Genomic DNA, 19,060 nt, shown 5'->3' with positions numbered 1-19,060 from the left:
ACCGGGTGCAGTTTTGCGCCCGGGTGAGCGCGGGAGGGCCGGGCCTACGCCTGGCCGGTGTCGAAGTGGCTGATGCGGTCGCCGGCGACCGTGAAGGACCACCGGGTGCGCATGCCGCCCCAGGTGGAGTTCGAGTACCTGGCGACGAGCGACCGGCCGTCCGGGGCGACCGACTCGACGTCCATGCGGCCGTCGGCGGAGAAGATCTCCCGGTCGGTCCACTCGGCGAGGTCGCGCTCGGTTCCGTCGTCGGTCATGGTCGCGTCGTCGGTCAGGAGCGCGAAGAACGCGTCCCTGTCGCCGGCGTTGAGCGCCGCGACGAACGCGGCCACGACGGGGTCGGTGAGCTGGGCGGCCATGGGGTACCTCCGGGTGCCGGGTTCGCTGCCCTGCGGCGTACGCGCCGCGCGGCGGGCGCCCGCTCCGCGGGGGAGGGGCGGGCCGCGCGCCGTCCACGGCGCCATTGTCCCGCCGTCCCGCCCGCGCCGCAGGTCCGCGCGCCCGGGCGCGCTCAGCCGCCCCGCCGCACCCCGTCGACGACGACGTCCGCCACCGAGTCGTAGAACGCCAGATACCCGGCGATCGGCGCCACCTCGCGCAGCGGATCCTCGTACGCCCACGCCACGTCCGCCCGCTCCGGCGCGCCCGCGCCGCCCCGGTAGGTCCAGTACGACGCGAAGCCCTTGTACGGGCACCCCGTCCGGGTCGCCGTCGGCTCGAACAGCTCCAGGTCCACGTCCTCCGGCGGCAGGTAGAACACCGGCGGCAGCCCCGTCTCGAACACCGCCAGCGGACGGCGCGACTCCGCCACCGGCCGCCCGTCGACCGCCACCCGCACATGCCGCGCGCTGCGCAGCACGTCCACCCGGTGATACGGGTCCCGGGGCCCCACCGGCAGCTCCTCGTCCTCCTCGAACCAGCGGTCCAGCGCCGACCACCGCACGGACACGTACTCCGCCGGCCCGGCGTCCCCCTCGTACGCCCGCACCGCGTCCGGCACCAGGTCGGCGCGCACGTCGCGCCGCGGGAAGGCGTACCGCACGTACGGGCTGCCCGCCTCCCGCACCAGCAGCGCGTCCTCGCTGTCGACCACCAGCTCGCCGCCCAGCCTGCCGCGCACGCGCCGTTCGGCGCGCTCCCAGGTCCTGGTGTCGAACGTCAGCATCGGTCATACCTCCCGGCGGCCGGGGGTGTGGCCGGCCGTGACCGGTGCAACGCCGCCGGCCGCCGGGGACTTCCCGGGCGCGGGCGCGGCAGCCCCGCCGCCACGGCCACGGTCACGGATCACGGTCGTGGCCACCGCCACCGCCACCGCCACCGCCACCGCCGTCCCGCCCGGGTCCCGTGCCCGGCTCCGGGTGCCTCGTGCCCGCCTCCTGTCCGTTTTGATCGATCTCCGAGTGGTTTCCTGCCCGACTCCCGGCTTCCCCTGACCGTTTCGGGTGTGGAGCAGGCCGTTCCGGATGCGGTCGGACAGCGCACTTCCTTGACACTCCCGATTGGTATAGGCCAGTATCCGGCATTGGTCTGTACCAAGTCTTTTCGTACCACGTCAGCCCGGTCCGCCCCTGCTCCGCGGAGGTCTCCATGGCAGCCCTCAGCCACCCCGAACTCGCCCGGCTGGCCAACACGGTCCTGCAGCCCGGGTTCGTGGGCACCACCGCGCCCGACTGGCTCCGCCGCAGAATCGGCGACGGCCTGGCGTCCGTGGTGCTGTTCGGCCGCAACATCGTCGACCCCGAGCAGGTGGCCGCCCTCACCGCGTCGCTGCGCGCCGAGAACCCCGACCTCATCATCGCCATCGACGAGGAGGCCGGCGACGTCACCCGGATCGAGGCCGGCACCGGCGCCACCCGCCCCGGCAACCTCGCCCTCGGCGCCGTCGACGACGTCGAGCTGACCGAGCAGGTCGCGTACGACATCGGCGGCCAGCTGCACGCCATGGGCGTCTCGCTGAACTACGCCCCCTCCGCCGACGTCAACTCCAACCCCAAGAACCCCGTCATCGGCGTCCGCTCCTTCGGCGCCCGCACCGACCTCGTCTGCCGGCACACCGCCGCCTGGATCCGCGGCCTGCAGTCCGCCGGCGTCGCCGCCTGCGCCAAGCACTTCCCCGGCCACGGCGACACCAGCGTCGACTCCCACCACGGCCTCCCGCACGTCGCCGCCGACGCCCGCGAGATCGCCCGCACCGCGCTGCCGCCGTTCACCGCCGCCATGGAGGCCGGCGTACGCACCGTCATGACCGCCCACATGCTCATCCCCGCCTACGACGACCGCCTCCCCGCCACCCTCAGCCCCCGCATCATCCGCGACCTGCTCCGCCGGGAACTCGGCTTCACCGGCCTCGTCGTCACCGACGGCATCGAGATGGGCGCCGTCTCCGGCCGCTACGGCATCGCCGGCGCCACCGTCCGCGCGCTCGCCGGCGGCGTCGACGCCGTGTGCGTCGGCGGCGAGAGCGCCGAGGAGTCCGTCACCGCCGACCTGACCGGCGCCATCGTCGCCGCCGTCCGCGACGGCAGCCTGCCCGGGGAGCGGCTCGTCGAGGCCGCCGCCCGGGTACGGGAGTTCGCCGACTGGTCCGCCGCGCTGACCCGCAGCGTCCCGCCCGGCGACCCCCGCGGCGGGGCCGCCGCCGGCGACGGGATCGGCCTCGTCGCCGCCCGCCGCGCCGTGCGGGTGCACCGCGCCGATCAGGACCTCGGCGGCTCCGCGCAGTTCCCGCTCGTCGGCGACCCGCACGTCGTCGAGCTGTCCCCCGTCACCAGCCTCGCCATCGACGGCCGTACGCCCTGGGGCGTCGCCGACCCGCTGCGCGCGCTGCGCCCCGGCACCACGTCGGTGCGCATCGCCGAGTCCGAGCTGACCGGCGCCCCCGGCGGCGCCGGGGACGTGCTCGACGGGCAGGCGCTGCGCCCGGCCGACGGCCGGGCGCTCGTCGTCGTGGTGCGCGACGCCGCCCGCCACCCGTGGATGTCGCAGGCCCTCGCCGACCTGGTCCGCCGCCGGCCCGACGCGCTCGTCGTCGAGATGGGCCTGCCGGCCGAGGACCGGCTCGGCGCCGTGCACCTGTCGACCCACGGTGCGACCCGCGTCTCCGGCATCGCCGCGGCGGAGGTACTGACCGGCGCGGTGTGACGGCAGTACGAGAGAAAGTCACCTCTGGAGGACGTTCCATGCCCGACTCCGGCCCCTACCTGTACCGCGCCGCCTCCGGCACCCCGTACTTCAGCGCCGACGGCGAGTCCTACCTCGCCCGCACCCCGTTACGGGACATCCGCAAGACCCGCCCGCTGCGCGTGCTGTCCGAGGAGGACTACGCCCACTGGCAGACCTACGGCTACGTCGTGGTCCGGGAGGCGATACCCGCCGAGGCCGCCCAGCGGCTGCTCGACTTCGCCTGGGACTTTCAGGGCCTGGACCCGGACCGCCCCGAGACCTGGTACGAGGACCGCGAGTTCCGCTCCGACCTCGACCGCGACCTGCACGTCTACGGCTTCGTCGAGGCGTACCAGCACCAGCTGATCTGGGACAGCCGGCAGTCCCGCCGCGTCTACGACGCCTTCGCCGACGTGTGGGACGCGGACGAGCTGTGGGTGACCCTCGACCGCCTCAACCTCAACCCGCCCAACGTCGGCAACCGCAGCCGCACCCTGATCGAACCCACCGACACCGGCTTCGACATCGAGCTGCACTGGGACGTCGACACCACCCTCGCGGTGCTCCCGCAGCGCGTCCAGGGCATCATCGCCCTCAACGACACCCGCCCCGACCACGGCGGCTTCCAGTGCGCGCCCGAGCTGTTCCGCGACTTCGAGAAGTGGAAGCTCGCCCAGCCCGCCGGCCGCGACCCGATCCGGCCGAACACCGACCGCGACGAGTTCCCCGTCGTACGCCCCGACCTGGCCGCCGGCGACCTGCTCATCTGGAACGGGCTGCTGGCCCACGGCGTCGCCGCGAACTCCTCCGACAGCGGCGTACGGGCCGTGCAGTACCTGGCGATGATGCCCGCCCTGGAGGAGCACGAGCGGCTGCGCCGCTCCCGCGTCGAGTCCTGGCGCACCCTGGCCACCCCCGACTGGAACGCCACCCTCCTCGGCGACGCGCGCCGCCCCGAGTCCGAGCGGTACGGGCCCGCCGAGCTGACCGGCCTCGGCCGCAGGCTGCTCGGGCTCGACTCCTGGCGCACCCCGGAGCCCGCCGCCGGGGCGGCGGCCGGGGCGAGGGCCGGGGCGGGGACGGCCGGCGGGGACACCGAGGAGCGGACCGGGGAGGCGGCGGCGTGGCGCGCATCTGCCTGACGCTCCCCACGAACCGGGCCTGCGCGGCCACCATCGCCGTCGTGCACGAGGAGGCCGTCCACGCCGCCGCCCACTTCGGCGCCGAGGTGCACTTCCTGATCCTCGACTCCGCCGCCGAGCGGGACCGCGCCGGACACGCCGCCGCCGTCGCGGGGCTGCCCCGGGTGCCCGACGTCGTCGTCCACCACCTCGGCGAGGCGGAGCAGCGCGCGTTCCTCACCGCCGCGCTCCGCCGCGCCCGGGTGCCCGGCGCCGAGCGGCTGCTGGACCTGCTGCTGCCGGACGCCGTCTCGTACGGCGCCTGCACCGACCGCGCGTTCCTGCTGGCCGCCGCCCTCGGCTGCGGCTCGGTGCACCGCCGGGACTCCGACAGCCGCTACCAGACCGCCGCCGGCCGGCCCGTCTTCCCCGTCCACCACGAACTCGCCACCCTCGGCCTGCCCGCCGCCGACGCGGCCCGCCGGGTGGACGCCGACGCGCTGAACCCGCTCGACGCCCACAAGCCCGTCTCGCTCGTCGGCGCCTCCTTCGTCGGCGAGATGTCCGTCGACATCGCCGAGATCCACGACCTCGACCCCGCCGTCTACCACGACGTCGTCAGCCTGTGGGCGCCCCTGCACTGGCCGGAGGAGCGCAAGCGGGCGCTGGTCGAGGAGTCCTTCAAGGGCGCGGGCACCGAGCCCTTCGGCGGCGACCACGCCGTCCTCGGCGCGGTCGACCCCATGCGCGTGGACATGTGCAACATCGCGTTCCACCGCGGCGTGTACGAGACCGTCCCGCTGCCGCCCGCCACCGACACCATCGGCAGCGACTACTTCCTCTTCCACCTCGTGCACGACGCCACCCTGCCCGGCGTCCTGCACAACCGGCACATCGTCAACTACCACACCGACGAGCGGAAGACCGGCGCCGGCTTCACCGCGTACCAGCTGCGGTTCGCCAAGTTCCTGCTGTCGATGCTCTACTTCAACTTCGTCTACGACGAACTGGCCGCCGCCGGCGCCGCGCTCCTCGACGACCGGCACCGCCTCCGCGCCGCCGCCGTCGGCGACCTCGTCGCGCGCAGCACCCGGCTGGACCGCGACGAGAACGTCATGCGGCTGACGGCGCTGGAGATCGCGTACCGCAAGCTGGGCGGCAGATACGCCGAGTTCGCCGGCCTGCTCGCCGCCCGCGGCCCGGACCTGCTGGACGAGGCCCGCCGCGACATGGCCGGCTTCGCCCTCCTCATCGCCGCCTGGGAGCCGCTGGTGCGGGCGAGCGCGGCCACCGGCGTGCCGGGGTCCGCGCGGTGACCGCGGCGGTACGGAACTCCCAGGCGGGCCAACCGGTCCGGGCGAACGAGCCGACCCGGGCGACCGAGCCGCCCCCGGCGGCCCAGCCGGCGCCCCCGGCGGCGGCGACCGCCGTGGCCGCGCGGCTGCGCGCCGCCCTCGCCGCCGCCGAGGACGACCGCGTCATCTACGACCTGCCCGGCATCGAGGAGCGCTACGACGAGCTGCGGCGCCTGCTGCCCGGCGTCGACGTGCGCTTCGCGATGAAAGCCTGCCCGGTGGACGACGTGCTGGCCCGGCTGGCGCAGAAGGGCGCCGGGTTCGACGCCGCCAGCCCCGGCGAGGTCGACCAGGCGCTCCGCGCCGGCGCGCCCGCGACCCGTATCCACTACGGCAACACCGTCAAGTCCGACCGGAGCATCCTCGCCGCGCACCGGCTCGGCGTCCGCGACTTCGCCACCGACAGCCCCGAGGACGTCGCGGCCCTCGCGGCCCTGGCGCCCGGCGCCCGGGTGTTCTGCCGGCTGGCCACGACGGGCGAGGGCGCCCTGTGGGGGCTGAGCCGGAAGTTCGGCTGCACCCCGGAGGAGGCGGTGCGGGTGCTCGCGGGGGCGCGCGACGCGGGGCTGACCCCGGCCGGGCTGTCCGTGCACGTCGGCTCGCAGCAGATGACGGCCGCGGCGTGGCGGCGCGCCTTCGACATGTTCGCGGACGTGCTGGCGGCCCTCGCCGCCGACGGCATCGACCTCGACCACGTCAACCTCGGCGGCGGCCTGCCCGCGCTCGGCTACCGCGACCTGCGCGGGCGGCCGCTGGTGCCCGACCTGGACGACACGTTCGCGACGATCCGCGCGGGCATGGCACGGCTGCGCGCCGCGGTCCGCGGGCCGCTGCGGTTCGTCGTGGAGCCGGGCCGGCACCTGGTCGCCGACCACGGCGCCATCCGGGCGCACGTCGCGCGGCTCGCCTCGCGGCGGCGCGCGGACGGCGGGCGCGGCTACTGGCTCTTCCTCAGCTGCGGGAAGTTCAACGGCCTGTACGAGGTGGACCAGTTGCAGTACCCGCTGGTGTTCCCCTCCCACGGCGCCGCCGCGGAGCTGGTGCCTGCGGTGGTGGCCGGCCCCACCTGCGACAGCGACGACGTCGTGGCGGAGGGCCGCGTACCGGTGCAGGTGCCCAGGGCGGCCGCGTCCGGGGATCCGGTGTGGATCCTCTCCAGCGGCGCGTACGCCGTCAGTTACATGACCCGGGGGTTCAACGGCTATGGCCCGCTACCGCACACCTGCCTGCGCGCCGGCTGACGTGCGCGTCCGGCACATCGCCCGCCGCGACTGGGGCGCCATCGCCGCCCTGGAGGACCGCGCGTACGCCGGCCGGGCCCTCGCCGAGGGCCGGGCGGCGCTCCAGGCCCGCGGCCGGGCCTCGCCCGGCACCTGCTTCGTCCTGGACGCGGACGGCGCGCCGGAGGGCTATCTCCTCGCGCTGCCGTACCCGCTGTTCCGCTGCCCGGAGCTGCACGCGGCCGGGGACACCGGCCACGCCGCCCCGGGCGGCTCCGGCGGCGCGGGCAACCTGCACCTGCACGACGTCGTCGTCGCCGAGCACCTGCGCGGCGCCGGGCTCGCCGGGCGCCTGATCGCCCGGCTCACCGCCACCGCCCGCGCCCGCCGGTACGAGCGGATCTCCCTGGTCGCGGTCGCCGGCAGCGCGGACTTCTGGTCGCGCCGCGGCTACCGCCCGTACGCCGACGTCACACCGCCGGCGGACTACGGCCCGGGCGCGGTCTACATGTCCCGGGCGGTCCGCCCGGCCGGGGAAGAGGGCTGATCATGGTGCTGCCGATGCGCGACGACTTCCGCCGGGCCCAGGTGGCCATCGCGGCGCTCTTCTGCTTCCTGGGCTTCCAGTACGTCACGTGGGTGTCCCGGCTGCCGCTGGTCAAGGACGAACTCGGCCTGACGGAGACCGAGCTGGGGCTGCTGCTCATGGCCTGCGGCGCGGGCGCGGCGGCCTCCTTCCCGCTGGTCGCCCACCTGATGAAGGCGATGGGCGCGAAACGGCTCGGGTACGCCGCGGCCGCCGCGCTGCTGCTCTTCCTCCCGGCGTTCGCCGCCGCGCCCACCTACCCGGTCGCGCTGGCCGTCGTCGCCGCCGACGGCGTGGCCGTGGGCTGCCTGAACGTGGCGATGAACGCGCAGGGCGCCGCGCTGGAGGAGCTCCACGAGCGCACCGCCATGGCGAAGATGCACGCCACCTTCAGCGCCGGGTCGCTGGCCGCCGCGCTGCTGGCCTCCCTGGTCCAGACGGTGACCGCGGGGCTGGCCGCGCACTTCGCGGTGGCCGCGGCGCTGCTGCTGGCCATGCTCGGCGTCACCCGCACCGGGCTGCCGGCCGGGGACCGGCCCGCGCCGCAGCACGGGCCGGAGAACCCGGCGGAGAAGCGGGCGGAGAAGGAGCGCCGCCGGTGGCGGCCGCCGTCGCGGCTCACGCTGTGGATGGGGTGCGCGATGGCGTTCGGCACGATCACCGAGGGCGCCATGAACGACTGGTCGACGCTCTACCTGGAGGACGTCGCGGACGCGGCGCCCGAGGTGGCGCCGCTGGGCATCGCGGTGGTCTCCGTGATGATGGTCGTCGCCCGCCTCTTCGCCGACGGCTGGCGCACCCGCTGGGGCGACGGGCCGGTGGTCGGACTCGGGAGCGCGCTGGCGGGCACCGGGCTGGCCGTCGCCGTGCTGGCGGGCGGGGTGGTGCCGGCGCTCCTCGGGTTCGCGTGCGTCGGCCTGGGCGTCGCGGCCGTGACGCCGTGCGTGTACGTCGCGGCGGCCCGCGAGGGCCCCGACGCGCTGTCCCTGGTGGCGTCCATGGGCACCACGGGGCTGCTGGGCGGGCCCGCCGCGATCGGCTTCATCGCGGGCGCCGCCGGGCTGGCGTGGGGCATGGCCGCCGTCGCCGCGTCCGCGCTGCTCGTCTCGCTGTGCACGACGCGTATACGCTGGCCCGCGCTGAGCAACGCCTGACCGCCGGCGCGCGCCGCGCGGACGGGCGCGCGGGCGACGGCACGGCGGCGGTGCGGAACGGGGGTGGGGCGGCGTGGCGGAGCACGTGGCGCGACGGGCGCCGGAGCCGGCCGGGGGCGTACCCGGAGACGCGGCGGAGGCGGCGGCGCGCGCGGCGGACGCGGCGGGGAGCGCCCTCGCGGGCGCCGGCGCCCCGCCCGGCGCCCCCTCCGGCGCCCCCTCCGGAGTTCCGCCCGCGCTCCCGTCCGGCGGCGGTGGCGGTACGCCCCCGGGGCTGCCCGCGGGCGTGCGGCTGTGGACCTTCGACGCCGGTCCCGGTGCCGCGCCGGACCTGTCGGCGCTGGACGGCGAGGAGCGGCGGCGGCACGCGGCCTTCCTGCGCCCGGCCGACCGGATCCGCTACGGCGTCGCACACGCCGAACTGCGCCGCCTCCTGGGCGAGCTGACCGGCACCCCGCCCGCGGACCTGCGCTTCGGCCGCCGGGCGTGCCCCCGGTGCGGCGGTCCGCACGGCCGCCCGGTGCTCGAACGGCCCGCCGGCGGGCCGGAGTTCTCCCTGTCGCACGGCGGCGAGCTGGTGCTCGTCGCGGTCGCGCCCCGCCGGGTCGGCGTCGACGTGGAGCCGGTCCGGGCCGTGCCGCCCGAGCCGGGCCTGGTGGAGCGGCTGCACCCGGCGGAGCGCGCGGCGCTGCGGGCGGCGCCGGAGGCGGGGCGGTGCGCCGCGTTCGCGCGGCTGTGGACGCGCAAGGAGGCGTATCTCAAGGGCCTCGGCGTGGGTCTCGGGCGCGCCCTCGACGCGGACGACGTCTCCGTCTCCGTACCCGGCTGGCGGCTGGTCGACCTGACGCCCGGGAAGGGCCACGCGGGGGCGCTCGCGGTGGCGTCGGCGGCCGCCGGAGAGGAAATCCGGGAGTTCCGGGAGAGCGGCGGCGACTTTCCCTGACCCGGGCGGCGCGCCGCCGCCGCGGCTCATTCCGGTTCCGCCCGGCGGCCCGGTTCGCCGCCGAACGCGTCGCCGAGCCCGAAGGGCGGCATATTGATATAGCGGGCCTCGTAGGAGCCGGGCTGTATGTGGTAGAGCTCGTGCCAGATGCCGACGTCCCCGCCGCTGCCGACGGTACGGTTGAACCACTTCCAGTACGCCCGGTGACGGCGCTCCTGCGACTTCGAGAACTCCATGATGTGCTCGGCCGTACGCCAGTACTGCACGACCGTGATCGTGCGTCCCTTGCGGCTCATTCTGCTGCCCAGCAGACCGAGTTCCGGATCCTCGCCCAGTTCCACCAGCATCTTCGGCATCGCGGTGAAAGCAGGCCACCATCTGTGCACCTTCCAGAGGTAATTGATCCGCATTCCGACCAGGAAGAGCACGAATCCGTGGCCGGTATCGACATTTACCCTGCCCTGCTCTATCCGCGGCATGTTGTCCGGGTCCTTTCCGGGGGTCGTCGTGCGTGCCGATCCGGTCGCCCGCCATCGTAGAGCGTCTGTCGCGTCCACAACATCGCTTGTGTCGACGCTGGTTGGGGCCCTATAAGGGCAACATCCGCCGATACCCCCTGAGTCGTACATGTCCGACAAAGGTTTTGCGAAAAAAGAATGGTTCAGACCAACCGACTGCATGTACGATGACGCTCGCCCGACCGTCAGACGGAACGTGCGATGGCCCCCTGTCACCGCGCGACTACTCATTGTATCCCCCTGGACACGGCACCACATAACCCTCGCTGCACGGCCTGAAGTTCATCTTTCACCGAACGGACAGCTGCTTATGTGGAAGGCGGCACGCGTGGAGATTCCGGTGGACTCCGCGCAACAGCCGGAACGAAGCAACGACGAACTCAACGACGGCGTGACGACGTTACCGACACGGCGGCGTACGGCTACTGACGAGTTGTTCCCGGAAACCCCCGGGACGGGCGTGAGCGGGGCGCATTCCCTGCTGAATGTGGGATTCCGCGTCCTCGGCGACCCCGGCCGGCCGCGCTCGCTCGACGTCCACGCCGTGCTGTTTGACATGGACGGCACACTGGTGGAATCCGCGGCCGCAATGGAGCGGCATACCCGCATGTGGGCCAGGCGCCATTCCCTCGATCCCGAGACGGTCATACGCGCCTCCCACGGGCGCCGCGACATCGACTTCATCCGCGAACTGGCCCCGCACGCCGACCCGCACGCGGAGCTGGCCTGGTTCGACCACCTGTCCTGCACGGACGCCGACGGCGTACACGCCGCCCCCGGCGCCCCCGGGCTGCTCGACACCCTGCCCCGGCGCCGCTGGGGGCTGGTGACCTCCGCGACCCGGAGCGTCGCCCGCAGCCGGATGGCGGCCGCGGGGCTGCCGCTGCCCGACGTCCTCGTCTGCGCCGAGGACGTGACCGCCGGCAAGCCGAGCCCCGAGGGGTACCTCGCGGCCGCCGGCCGCGTCGGTGCGCCCCCGGCACGCTGCCTCGTCGTCGAGGACGCCGAGGTCGGCCTGCGCGCCGCCCGGGCCGCGGGCATGCCCGCGGTCGCGGTCGCCGGCCCGCCGGGCCCCGTCCACGGCCACCGGATCGCGGGCCTCGACGCCCTCTCCGTCACCGCCGACTGAACCACCACCCGGCCGTCCGCGCCGCGCTCGCCCCGCCGCCGGGGCCGCGGCCGCGGCTGCCGTTCTCACGCCACGCGAAGGGGAGGCGGAGATGGACCTGAGAACCGCACTGCTGCTGCCCGGCCAGGGCGCCTACCGGCCCGGCGCGTTCGCCGGACCGGTGAGCGCCCCGGTCGCCGACCTGCTGGACGTCGTCGACGCGGTCGCCGCCGAGTTCGGCCACGACCCGGTCTCGCCGCTGCTCACCGACCCCGGGGCGGCCGACGGCCGCCGGCTGGCCGAGACCGACCCGTTCGCGCTCCAGCTGGCGATCTACGCCGCCGCGCTCGTCCACGCCCGCGAGGTCGACCTGCGGGAGCCCGCCGACGTCGTCCTCGGCCACAGCATGGGCGAGATGGCCGCGGCCGCCCACGCCGGCTGCTTCACCCCCGCCGACGGCGCCCGCATCGCCGCCCACCGGGCCCGCGCCCTGGAGCACACGGCGGCCGAAGCCGGCGGCATGCTCGCCCTCACCCTGCCGGCGCGCCGCGCCACCGCGCTGCTCACCGCCGCCGAACTCCCCGGCGCCCGGCTCGCGGTCGTCAACGCGCCCCGGCACGTGGTGGCCTCCGGCCCGGAGCCGGCCCTCGGCCGGCTCGCCGCGCTCGCCGACGTGCTCGGCGTGCGGGCCGTCCGGCTGACGGCGCCGTACCCGTTCCACAACCCGCTGCTGGCCACCGCGCAGGCCGAGTTCGCGGCGGCGATCGAGGGCGTCGCGGAGCGGCCGGCGCGGCGGCGGCTGTACTCGCCGGCCCTCGGCGGGCTGGTCACCGAGGACACCGACGTCAAGGCCGCGCTGGTCGCGCAGCTCACCCGCCCGGTGGACTTCCTCGCCGCGCTGCGGGACCTGCAGACCTACGGGCTGGAGTCGGTGGTGGAGTGCGGGCGCGCGGGGCTCGGCGAACTCGTGCGGCAGGCGGCGGGGTGCCGGGCGGAGAGCGCGGAGCGGTGGCTCGCGGAGCGTGCGGGGGAGGCGGGCGCGCGGGCGCGCGGCGCGGCGCCGGTGGCGGCGCCCGGTGCCGTGGGCGCGGAGGTGCCCGACGCCCTTCCGGCGGACCCGGCCGGGGCACCGGCCGCGGCCGTGCCCGCGGGGGCCGCATCCGTCGCCGGGCCGGGCTCCGGGCGGCCCGTGGCGCCGGCGCCCGGGGCGCACCCCGGCGCCACGCCCGCGGCAGCGGGCCCCGTACCCGCGCCCCGGGAGTCCGCCCCCGCTTCCCCCACCGACACCGGGACCGCGGTCCCCGGCCCCGTGGCGGGCCCCGCCCCGTCTCCGGGCCCCGCCGGTGGCGGGCCGGTGCCCGCGGCTGCGGCTGTTGCCGCGGCGCCGGCCCCGGTGGCGGGCGGGCCGGTCCCGGAAGCGCTGGCCGCGCCTTGGGACTCCGCCTCGGTTTCCCACCCCGCCGCCGGGCCCGCGATCCCCGTCCCCGCGGCCGCGTCCTCCGCGCCCGCCGCGGGCGACGACGTTCTCGCCACCCTCCAGCAGGTCTACGCCGACCGCCTCGGCTACCCCGTCGAGGCCATGGACCCCGACGCCGACCTCGAAGGCGACCTCGGCATCGACTCCCTCAGACGCATGGAGGTGCTCAGCACGCTCATCGACCGCTTCGGCCTGCACCACGTCGCCGACGACACCCGCTTCGCCCTCCAGTCCACCCTCGGCGGCCTCGCCCGCCTCATCGACGAGACCGGCACCACCGCCGGCGTACGGACCGATGGCTGACGGCGCCGAGGGCGGCGCCGCCCGCCCGCTCCGCTACCGCGTCGAGGCCGCCGCCGCCGACCGCGCCGCCGCCGAGGCCGCCGCGGCGGCGCTGCGCGCCCGGGGCATCGACGCCGCCGTACGCACCGCGGGCTCCCTCCCGTCGCTCCCCGCCGCCGACGGCTCCGCGCCGCCCGCCGCCGACGCGATCGTGGCCGTCGGGATGGGCCTCGCCGTGCCCGGCGCCCATTCGCCCGACGAGCTGTGGCACCTGCTCCGCGACCGCGAACCGCAGTTCAGTGAGCCCGGCGCGCGCATGGACATCGACGCCCTGTGGTCCGCGGACGCGGCCGCGCCGGACAAGACGTACACCCGCACTTCCGGCTTCATCCACGACCTGACCCCGCACCCGCGGCTGCGCGCCGAACTCGCCGCCGGCCGCGCCCCGCAGCGCGAGGTGAGTGGGCTGTGGCTGCGCCACAGCGTCATGCAGGCGCTCGACGGGGTCCGGTGCGACGCCGGGACCCGCACGTTCGCCGCCGTCGGCATGACCGCGGACGGCGGCCACGCCGCCGAGCACAGCCTCGTCCGGCACGGCGCCCGGCTGCTGGCCGGGCCGGGGGCCGCCGCAGATCCGCTGGCCGCGCTCTACCCGGCCGGGTCGCCCGAGCCGGCCGACACCGCGCCGTACCGCGTGGTGCGCGAGGCCCTGGCCGGGCTCGCCGACCCGGTGGAGACCGTCGTCGTCGACACGGCCTGCTCCTCGTCCCTCTACAGCTTCGACTTCGGCATGCGCGCGCTGCGCGAGGGCCGCGCCGACATCGCCCTGTGCGGCGGCACGTACGCCGTCAACGCGCAGACCATGGTGCTGTTCGCCAAGCTCGACGGGCTCGCCGCGGGCGGCCGGGTGCGCTCGCTCGACCGCGGCGCCGACGGCGTGCTCTTCGCCGACGGCGCCGCCGTCGTGGCGCTCAAGACGTACGCGCGCGCCCTGGCCGACGGCGATCCGGTCCTCGGCTTCGTCCGCGGCTTCGGCGGCTCGTCCGACGGGCGCGGCAAGGCGGTGTACGCCCCGAACCCCGCGGGGCAGCGGATCGCCCTGGAACGGGCCTGGGCCGCCGCCGGCGTCGCCCCCGACGACGTCGACTGGGTCGTCGCCCACGCCACCGGCACCGCGGCCGGCGACCAGGCGGAGCTGGCGGCGCTCACCGCCGCCGCGCCGGGGAAGCGGTGGACGCTGACGTCGAACAAGTCCCTGATCGGGCACACCGGCTGGGCCGCCGGCGCGGTCAACGTCATCCACGCGCTGCTCGCGCTCCGCCACGAGGCCATCCCCGCCCAGCACCTCTACACCGAACCGCTCGCGGGCGACGTCACCGTGCCCGTACGGACCCTGCCGTGGCGCCCGGCGCCGGACGGCCGGGCCCGTACCGCGGGGGTCTCGGCGATGGGGTTCGGCGGCACCAACGCGCACCTGGTCGTCGGCGACCGCCCGGCGCCGCCGCCCCCGCTGCCCGCCCCCGAGCCGGTGGCGGTCGTCGCGACGACCGCCCTGGAGCCGGAGTCCGGCCCGGTCTTCGGCGCCTCGTTCCCGGCGCCGGAGCCGCTTCAGGTGCGGCTGCCGCCGACGGTGCTGGAGCGGCTGGACCGCAGCCAGCTGATGGCGCTGCGGTGCGCGCTGGCGCTGCGCGGCGCGTGGGGCGAGGCGGACGGCCGCCTGCTGGCGCGCACGGGGGTGTTCGTCGGGCACAGCGGCCAGGTGCGGCAGGCGCTCGCGTGCACGCTGCGCGCGTACCTCGACGACATCGAGGCGCGGGCGGGGGCGGACGTCGACGTGGCCGCGCTGCGGGCGGGCGCCGCCGGGCTGGCGCCGGCGGGCAACAGCGACTCGCTGCCGGGCCTGATGCCGAACGTCATCGCCTCCCGGGTGGCCCAGCTCCTCGACCTGCACGGCCCGAACATGACGCTCGACGCCGGCCCGGACTCCTCCCACGCGGCGCTGGCGGCGGCCTGCCGCCGCCTCGCGTCGGGGGAGCTGGACGCGGCGGTGGTCATCGGCGCGAACGCGGCGGCGGAGCTGGTGACGCCGCCGCCGGGCGGGGTGACGACGGAGGCGGCGGCCGCGGCGGTGCTGATGCGCCGGGGCGAGGCCGAGGCGCGGGGGCTGCCGGTGCTGGGGGAGCTGGCGGTGGCCGGCGGGCCGGGCGTTCCGCGCGGCGCGGGCGACCGGGTGGCCGGGGAAGCGCCGCCGTCGCCCGGCGCCGCGGGCGAGCGCGGCACGGCAGCCGGCGGCCCCGGAGGCGCGCGGGCCGCGGAACCGGCCGCCCCGTGGCCGTACTTCCACGCCGCCGCCGGGCTCGTCGCCCTGCACCGCGCCGTCCGCGCGAACGCCGCGCCGGCGGAGCTGGCCCCCGTGGCGCCCGGCACCCCCGCGCTCACCTACGCGCCCGAAGCCCCCGGCGCCCCGGACCGGCTCGGCGAACTGCGCCCGTACGTCCTGCGCCTGAAGCGGCTGGACCGCCCCGCGGTACGTGCCCCGCTGCCCGCGGTGCCGCCGGACACCCTGGTGCTGACGAACGCGCCCGCGGAGCTGGCCGGTGTCCCGCTGCCGCCCGGCTGCGTCGTCGCCGTCCCGCGCGACGCGCGCACCGGGGCGACGCCGGACACGCACGTGGTCGACGCCCCGGAGGGCCTGGCCGCCGTCCTGGCGGCCCGCGGCCTCCGCCACGTACGCGTCCTCTTCGACACGCGGGCCCCGGCGGACGCCGCCCCGACCCGCGCGCCCGGGCCCGCCACACCGCCGGGCGGCGAAGCCGCCTCGGCGCGCGCGGAGTCCGCGCCGCACGACGCCCCCGCCGTGTCTCCCGCCGCCGATCCGACCCCCTCCGGCGCGGCCCGGCCCGCGGCCTCCGGCGGCGCCGGCGGCGACGCCCTCCCGGCCGCCGCCCTCGCGCTGCACGAGAGCGCGTTCACCGCCGCCCACCTCCTCGCCGACCCCCTCGACGCCGGCGGCTCCTTCGCCGTGCTCGTCCTCGACGCCGGCGTGCCCGCGCCCGCCCCCGCCACCGGGCTCTTCACCGGGCTCGTCCGGGCCCTCGCCGCCGACCTGCCCGGCGCGCTCGTCTACGCGGTCGTGGCCGACGACGACCGCCTCGCCGGCGGGCTCGACGCCCTGGCCCGCGAGTCCGCCGTCGACCGGCACCTCGCCGTCGCCCACCACCGCCGCGGCCTGCGCGCCGAACCCGTGCTCGCGCCCGCCGGGGAACGCACCCCGCCCGCCCCGCTGCCCCGGGCGCCCGTCGTCGTCGCCACCGGCGGCGGCCGCGGGATCACCGCCGAACTCGTCGACCAGCTCGCCGAACTGACCCGCCCCGCCGCGATCTGGCTCCTCGGCTCCGGCCCCGCCCCCGGCCCCGCCGACGCCGAGGCCGACCCGGACCCCGCCGGCCGGCCCGCCGCCCTGCGGCGGCTCATGGCCGCGCACCCCGGCGCCAAGCTCGCCGAGCTCAACCGGCGCTACAACCGCGCCCTGCACGCCGCCGAGCGGGCCCGTACCCTCGCCCGGCTCGCCGCCCGCCACGGCGCCGACCGCGTGCACTACCGGCGCTGCGACGTCCTCGACCCGGCCGCGCTGCGGGCCGTCGCGGACGAGATCGCCGCGGCCGGCGGCGCCGACGCCGTCGTGCACGGCGCAGGCGTCGAGCGGGCCACCGCGCTGCGCCGCAAGACGCCCGCGGAGTTCCGGGCCGTACGGGACGTCAAGGTACGCGGCTGGCTCAACCTCCGTGCCGCCTTCGCCGCCCACGACCCCGCGCTCTGGCTGGCGATCAGCTCGGTCACCACCGTCGTGGCCCGCCCCGGGGAGGCCGACTACATCTCCGCCAACGAGTTCCTCACCCACGCCGCCGCCCACGCCCGGGCCGCCGCCGGCGCCGACGCGCACGCGCCGGTCTCCGGCCTCTGGACCGAGAGCGGGATGGTGACGCACACCCAGGTCCAGGACGCGTACCTCGCCCGCGAGGACAACTTCACCCACCTCGACGACGCCCTCGGCCGCCGCTACTTCCGCACCGAGCTGCTGCACCGCCGCCGCGACCCGCTGACCTCGGTGTGGCTCGGCGAGACCGAGTGGCGCATGCTCGGCGCCACCGCGCCGGAGCTGCGCGCCGCGGGCGAGGTGCGACCGGACCCCGCCGGGGCGTTCGTCCGCGGACCCGGCGCGCCCGCCGAGGGCGGCGGCACGGCCTGGGAGGTGCGGCTCGGCCTCGACGACCACGGGTACGTGCGCGAGCACCGGGTGGACGAACGGCCCACGCTGCCCGGGACGTTCCTCATGGAGATCGCCGCCGAGGCCGCCGCCGCGGTGGCGCCGGGGCGGCCGGTGGCGATCACGGACGCCGTGTTCGCGCGGTTCGTGCGCGCGGCGGAGGAGCAGTGGCCGCGGCGGCTCGTGGTCACCGCCCGCGCGGCGGCGCCCGCGCGGGTGGACGTGGTCGTCGCCAGCCCGCCGCGGGGCCCCATACCGGCGCAGGAGTACAGCCGGATGACGGTCCACCTCGACTCCTCGTACGCCCCGCCGCCCCGGCCCGGGCCCGCGCCGGACACCGGCGCCCCCGCCCGCGACGCCTACGCCCTGCCCGGCTCCCCGGTCCGGCTCGGCGGGATCTTCGACTCGCTCCGCGACCTGCGCGCCGGGCCCGGCGGCGGCTCCGCCGTCCTGCGGCTGCCCCCGCCCGGACACCTCGGTCCGCTACGGGACTTCCTCCTCCCCGCGCTGGCCCTGGACAGCCTGCTCCGGGCGACCGCCGCCGTGCCCGCCGAGCCGGGGGAGGCCGCCGGCCGCGCGCCCGTCCCCGTACCCGTCCGCATCGACCGGCTCGACCTCCACGCCCCCGGCAACGACGCCGTGCTCGCCGAGGCCCCCGCGCCGGTGGACCTGCGCCACCGGACCGCGGCCGACGGCACCCCCGACCGCTGCGAGGCGGTCGGCGACGGCGGGCGGGTGCTGTTCGCGTTCAGCGGGCTCACGACCCGCGACAAGCGGGCCCCGGCGACGCTCGCCGCCGCCCCCGGCCCCCGGGAGCGGCCCGCGGCCCCCGCACCGCCGGCGCCCCCGGCCCGTACCGCCGCCGCCCCGGCCACCGACCCCGCCGCAAGGAGCGCCCGATGACCGCGCTGTACGACGTCGCCGCCCACGTGGCGCCCGTGTCGGTGCCCATCGCCGACCTCGCCCCCCGCCTCGGCGTCGGCGACCGCGACCTCGCCCTGTTCCACCGCTACTTCGGCCTCCGCGACGTCCGCATGTCGCCCGGCGCCGGACTGCGCGAGATGACCGTGGCCGCCGGCCGCGAGCTGACCGCGCTCCCCGGCAACGAGCACCGCGTCTCGTACGTCGTCAGCGCCCGCACCATCCCCATCGGCTCCCGCGCCTCCCACAACCCCGTGCACGACGCCGCCGACGCACTCGGCCTCGGCCACGCCGCCGTCTTCACCGTCACCCAGCAGGCGTGCTCCTCCGGGCTCGCCGCCGTGGACCTCGCCGGGCGGCTCCTCGCCGAGGACGGCGACCCCGACGCGCTGGCGCTCGTCGTCGCCGGGGAGAAGGCCGACTGGCCCACCGCCCAGCTCATCCCCGGCACCACCGTGATGGGCGAGTCGTCGGCCGCCGCGCTGGTGTCCGCCGGCGGCGGCGGGGACGTGCTGCGCAGCTACGTCACCCGCACGTACGGCGAGTACCACGACGTGAAGCTGCCGCCGCCGCGCGGCGAGGAGTTCGAGCGGCGCTACGCGGAGCGGCTGACGTCCGTCATCCGCGAGGCGGTGGCCGCGGCCGGGATCGCCGTGGAGGACCTGGCGTGGATCCTGCCGCACAACGTCAACCGCATCTCCTGGGCGAAGGCCGCGCAGCTGCTGGACTTCCCGCGGTCGCGCATCTGCCTCGACAACGTGGCCGAGCTCGGGCACTGCTTCGGCGCCGACTCCTTCATCAACTACGTGACCCTGCGCGACGCCGGCCGGCTGCGCCGGGGCGACTGCTACCTGATGGCCGCGGTGGGGCTCGGCGCCACCTTCGCGGCCGCGGTGTTCCGCCACTGACGCCGGGCACACCCGCACCCGCATCGTACGAACGCCAG

Annotated in this window: 14 protein-coding genes; 11 read left to right on the top strand and 3 right to left on the bottom strand. The window is 77.1% G+C overall.

Annotation, left to right across the window (positions count from 1 at the left end; genetic code table 11):
- Positions 1 to 44 precede the first annotated feature (44 nt).
- Positions 45 to 359, bottom strand: a complete 315-nt coding sequence (locus tag ACHZ99_RS07825; protein ID WP_420303650.1) for a nuclear transport factor 2 family protein — start codon at positions 357 to 359, stop codon at positions 45 to 47.
- A gap of 152 nt (positions 360 to 511) precedes the next feature.
- Positions 512 to 1,165, bottom strand: a complete 654-nt coding sequence (locus tag ACHZ99_RS07820) for a DUF427 domain-containing protein (RefSeq protein ID WP_420303649.1) — start codon at positions 1,163 to 1,165, stop codon at positions 512 to 514.
- A gap of 422 nt (positions 1,166 to 1,587) precedes the next feature.
- On the opposite strand from ACHZ99_RS07820, the gene ACHZ99_RS07815 reads away from it, so the two are divergent.
- The 7 genes from ACHZ99_RS07815 (at position 1,588) to ACHZ99_RS07785 (ending at position 9,541) form a co-directional block, all read left to right on the top strand.
- Positions 1,588 to 3,141, top strand: coding sequence for a glycoside hydrolase family 3 protein (locus ACHZ99_RS07815; RefSeq protein ID WP_420303648.1), 1,554 nt, complete (start codon positions 1,588 to 1,590; stop codon positions 3,139 to 3,141).
- A 38-nt stretch (positions 3,142 to 3,179) separates the two neighbouring features.
- The gene (locus tag ACHZ99_RS07810) at positions 3,180 to 4,304 is read left to right on the top strand and encodes a phytanoyl-CoA dioxygenase family protein (RefSeq protein ID WP_420303647.1); all 1,125 of its coding nucleotides are present in this window, start codon (positions 3,180 to 3,182) and stop codon (positions 4,302 to 4,304) included.
- Positions 4,286 to 5,599 carry a DUF6271 family protein gene (locus ACHZ99_RS07805; protein ID WP_420303646.1) on the top strand — a complete coding sequence of 438 codons (1,314 nt, stop codon included), beginning with the start codon at positions 4,286 to 4,288 and terminating at the stop codon, positions 5,597 to 5,599. Before ACHZ99_RS07810 ends, ACHZ99_RS07805 begins: the two co-directional genes overlap by 19 nt.
- The gene (locus tag ACHZ99_RS07800) at positions 5,542 to 6,879 is read left to right on the top strand and encodes a type III PLP-dependent enzyme (protein ID WP_420304017.1); all 1,338 of its coding nucleotides are present in this window, start codon (positions 5,542 to 5,544) and stop codon (positions 6,877 to 6,879) included. The genes ACHZ99_RS07805 and ACHZ99_RS07800 overlap by 58 nt, the downstream gene beginning before the upstream one ends.
- Positions 6,842 to 7,405 (top strand): GNAT family N-acetyltransferase, encoded by a 564-nt coding sequence (locus ACHZ99_RS07795; RefSeq protein WP_420303645.1) that lies wholly within the window; start codon positions 6,842 to 6,844, stop codon positions 7,403 to 7,405. Before ACHZ99_RS07800 ends, ACHZ99_RS07795 begins: the two co-directional genes overlap by 38 nt.
- A 5-nt stretch (positions 7,406 to 7,410) precedes the next feature.
- Positions 7,411 to 8,598, top strand: coding sequence for an MFS transporter (locus tag ACHZ99_RS07790; protein ID WP_420304016.1), 1,188 nt, complete (start codon positions 7,411 to 7,413; stop codon positions 8,596 to 8,598).
- Positions 8,599 to 8,671: 73 nt separating this feature from the next.
- Positions 8,672 to 9,541: a 4'-phosphopantetheinyl transferase family protein gene (locus tag ACHZ99_RS07785; RefSeq protein WP_420303644.1), complete on the top strand. Its 870-nt coding sequence runs from the start codon at positions 8,672 to 8,674 to the stop codon at positions 9,539 to 9,541.
- A gap of 26 nt (positions 9,542 to 9,567) precedes the next feature.
- Here ACHZ99_RS07785 and ACHZ99_RS07780 read toward each other — a convergent pair whose 3' ends face one another.
- Positions 9,568 to 10,020, bottom strand: coding sequence for a DUF4188 domain-containing protein (locus ACHZ99_RS07780; protein WP_420303643.1), 453 nt, complete (start codon positions 10,018 to 10,020; stop codon positions 9,568 to 9,570).
- Positions 10,021 to 10,546: 526 nt separating this feature from the next.
- Here ACHZ99_RS07780 and ACHZ99_RS07775 point away from each other — a divergent pair.
- The 4 genes from ACHZ99_RS07775 (at position 10,547) to ACHZ99_RS07760 (ending at position 19,022) form a co-directional block, all read left to right on the top strand.
- Positions 10,547 to 11,188, top strand: coding sequence for an HAD-IA family hydrolase (locus tag ACHZ99_RS07775; RefSeq protein ID WP_420303642.1), 642 nt, complete (start codon positions 10,547 to 10,549; stop codon positions 11,186 to 11,188).
- 91 nt (positions 11,189 to 11,279) lie between these two features.
- On the top strand, positions 11,280 to 12,947 hold the full coding sequence (locus tag ACHZ99_RS07770; RefSeq protein WP_420303641.1) for an acyltransferase domain-containing protein: 1,668 nt from the start codon (positions 11,280 to 11,282) through the stop codon (positions 12,945 to 12,947).
- Positions 12,940 to 18,096, top strand: coding sequence for an SDR family NAD(P)-dependent oxidoreductase (locus tag ACHZ99_RS07765; RefSeq protein WP_420303640.1), 5,157 nt, complete (start codon positions 12,940 to 12,942; stop codon positions 18,094 to 18,096). The genes ACHZ99_RS07770 and ACHZ99_RS07765 overlap by 8 nt, the downstream gene beginning before the upstream one ends.
- Positions 18,093 to 19,022, top strand: coding sequence for a 3-oxoacyl-[acyl-carrier-protein] synthase III C-terminal domain-containing protein (locus ACHZ99_RS07760; protein WP_420303639.1), 930 nt, complete (start codon positions 18,093 to 18,095; stop codon positions 19,020 to 19,022). The genes ACHZ99_RS07765 and ACHZ99_RS07760 overlap by 4 nt, the downstream gene beginning before the upstream one ends.
- Positions 19,023 to 19,060: the final 38 nt, after the last annotated feature.

The organism is Streptomyces sp. MAR4 CNX-425 (assembly GCF_048656465.1).
Lineage (GTDB): Bacteria > Actinomycetota > Actinomycetes > Streptomycetales > Streptomycetaceae > Streptomyces.
The sequence above is the reverse complement of the archived record's forward strand: the minus strand, read 5'-3'. Positions and strand labels throughout refer to the sequence as shown.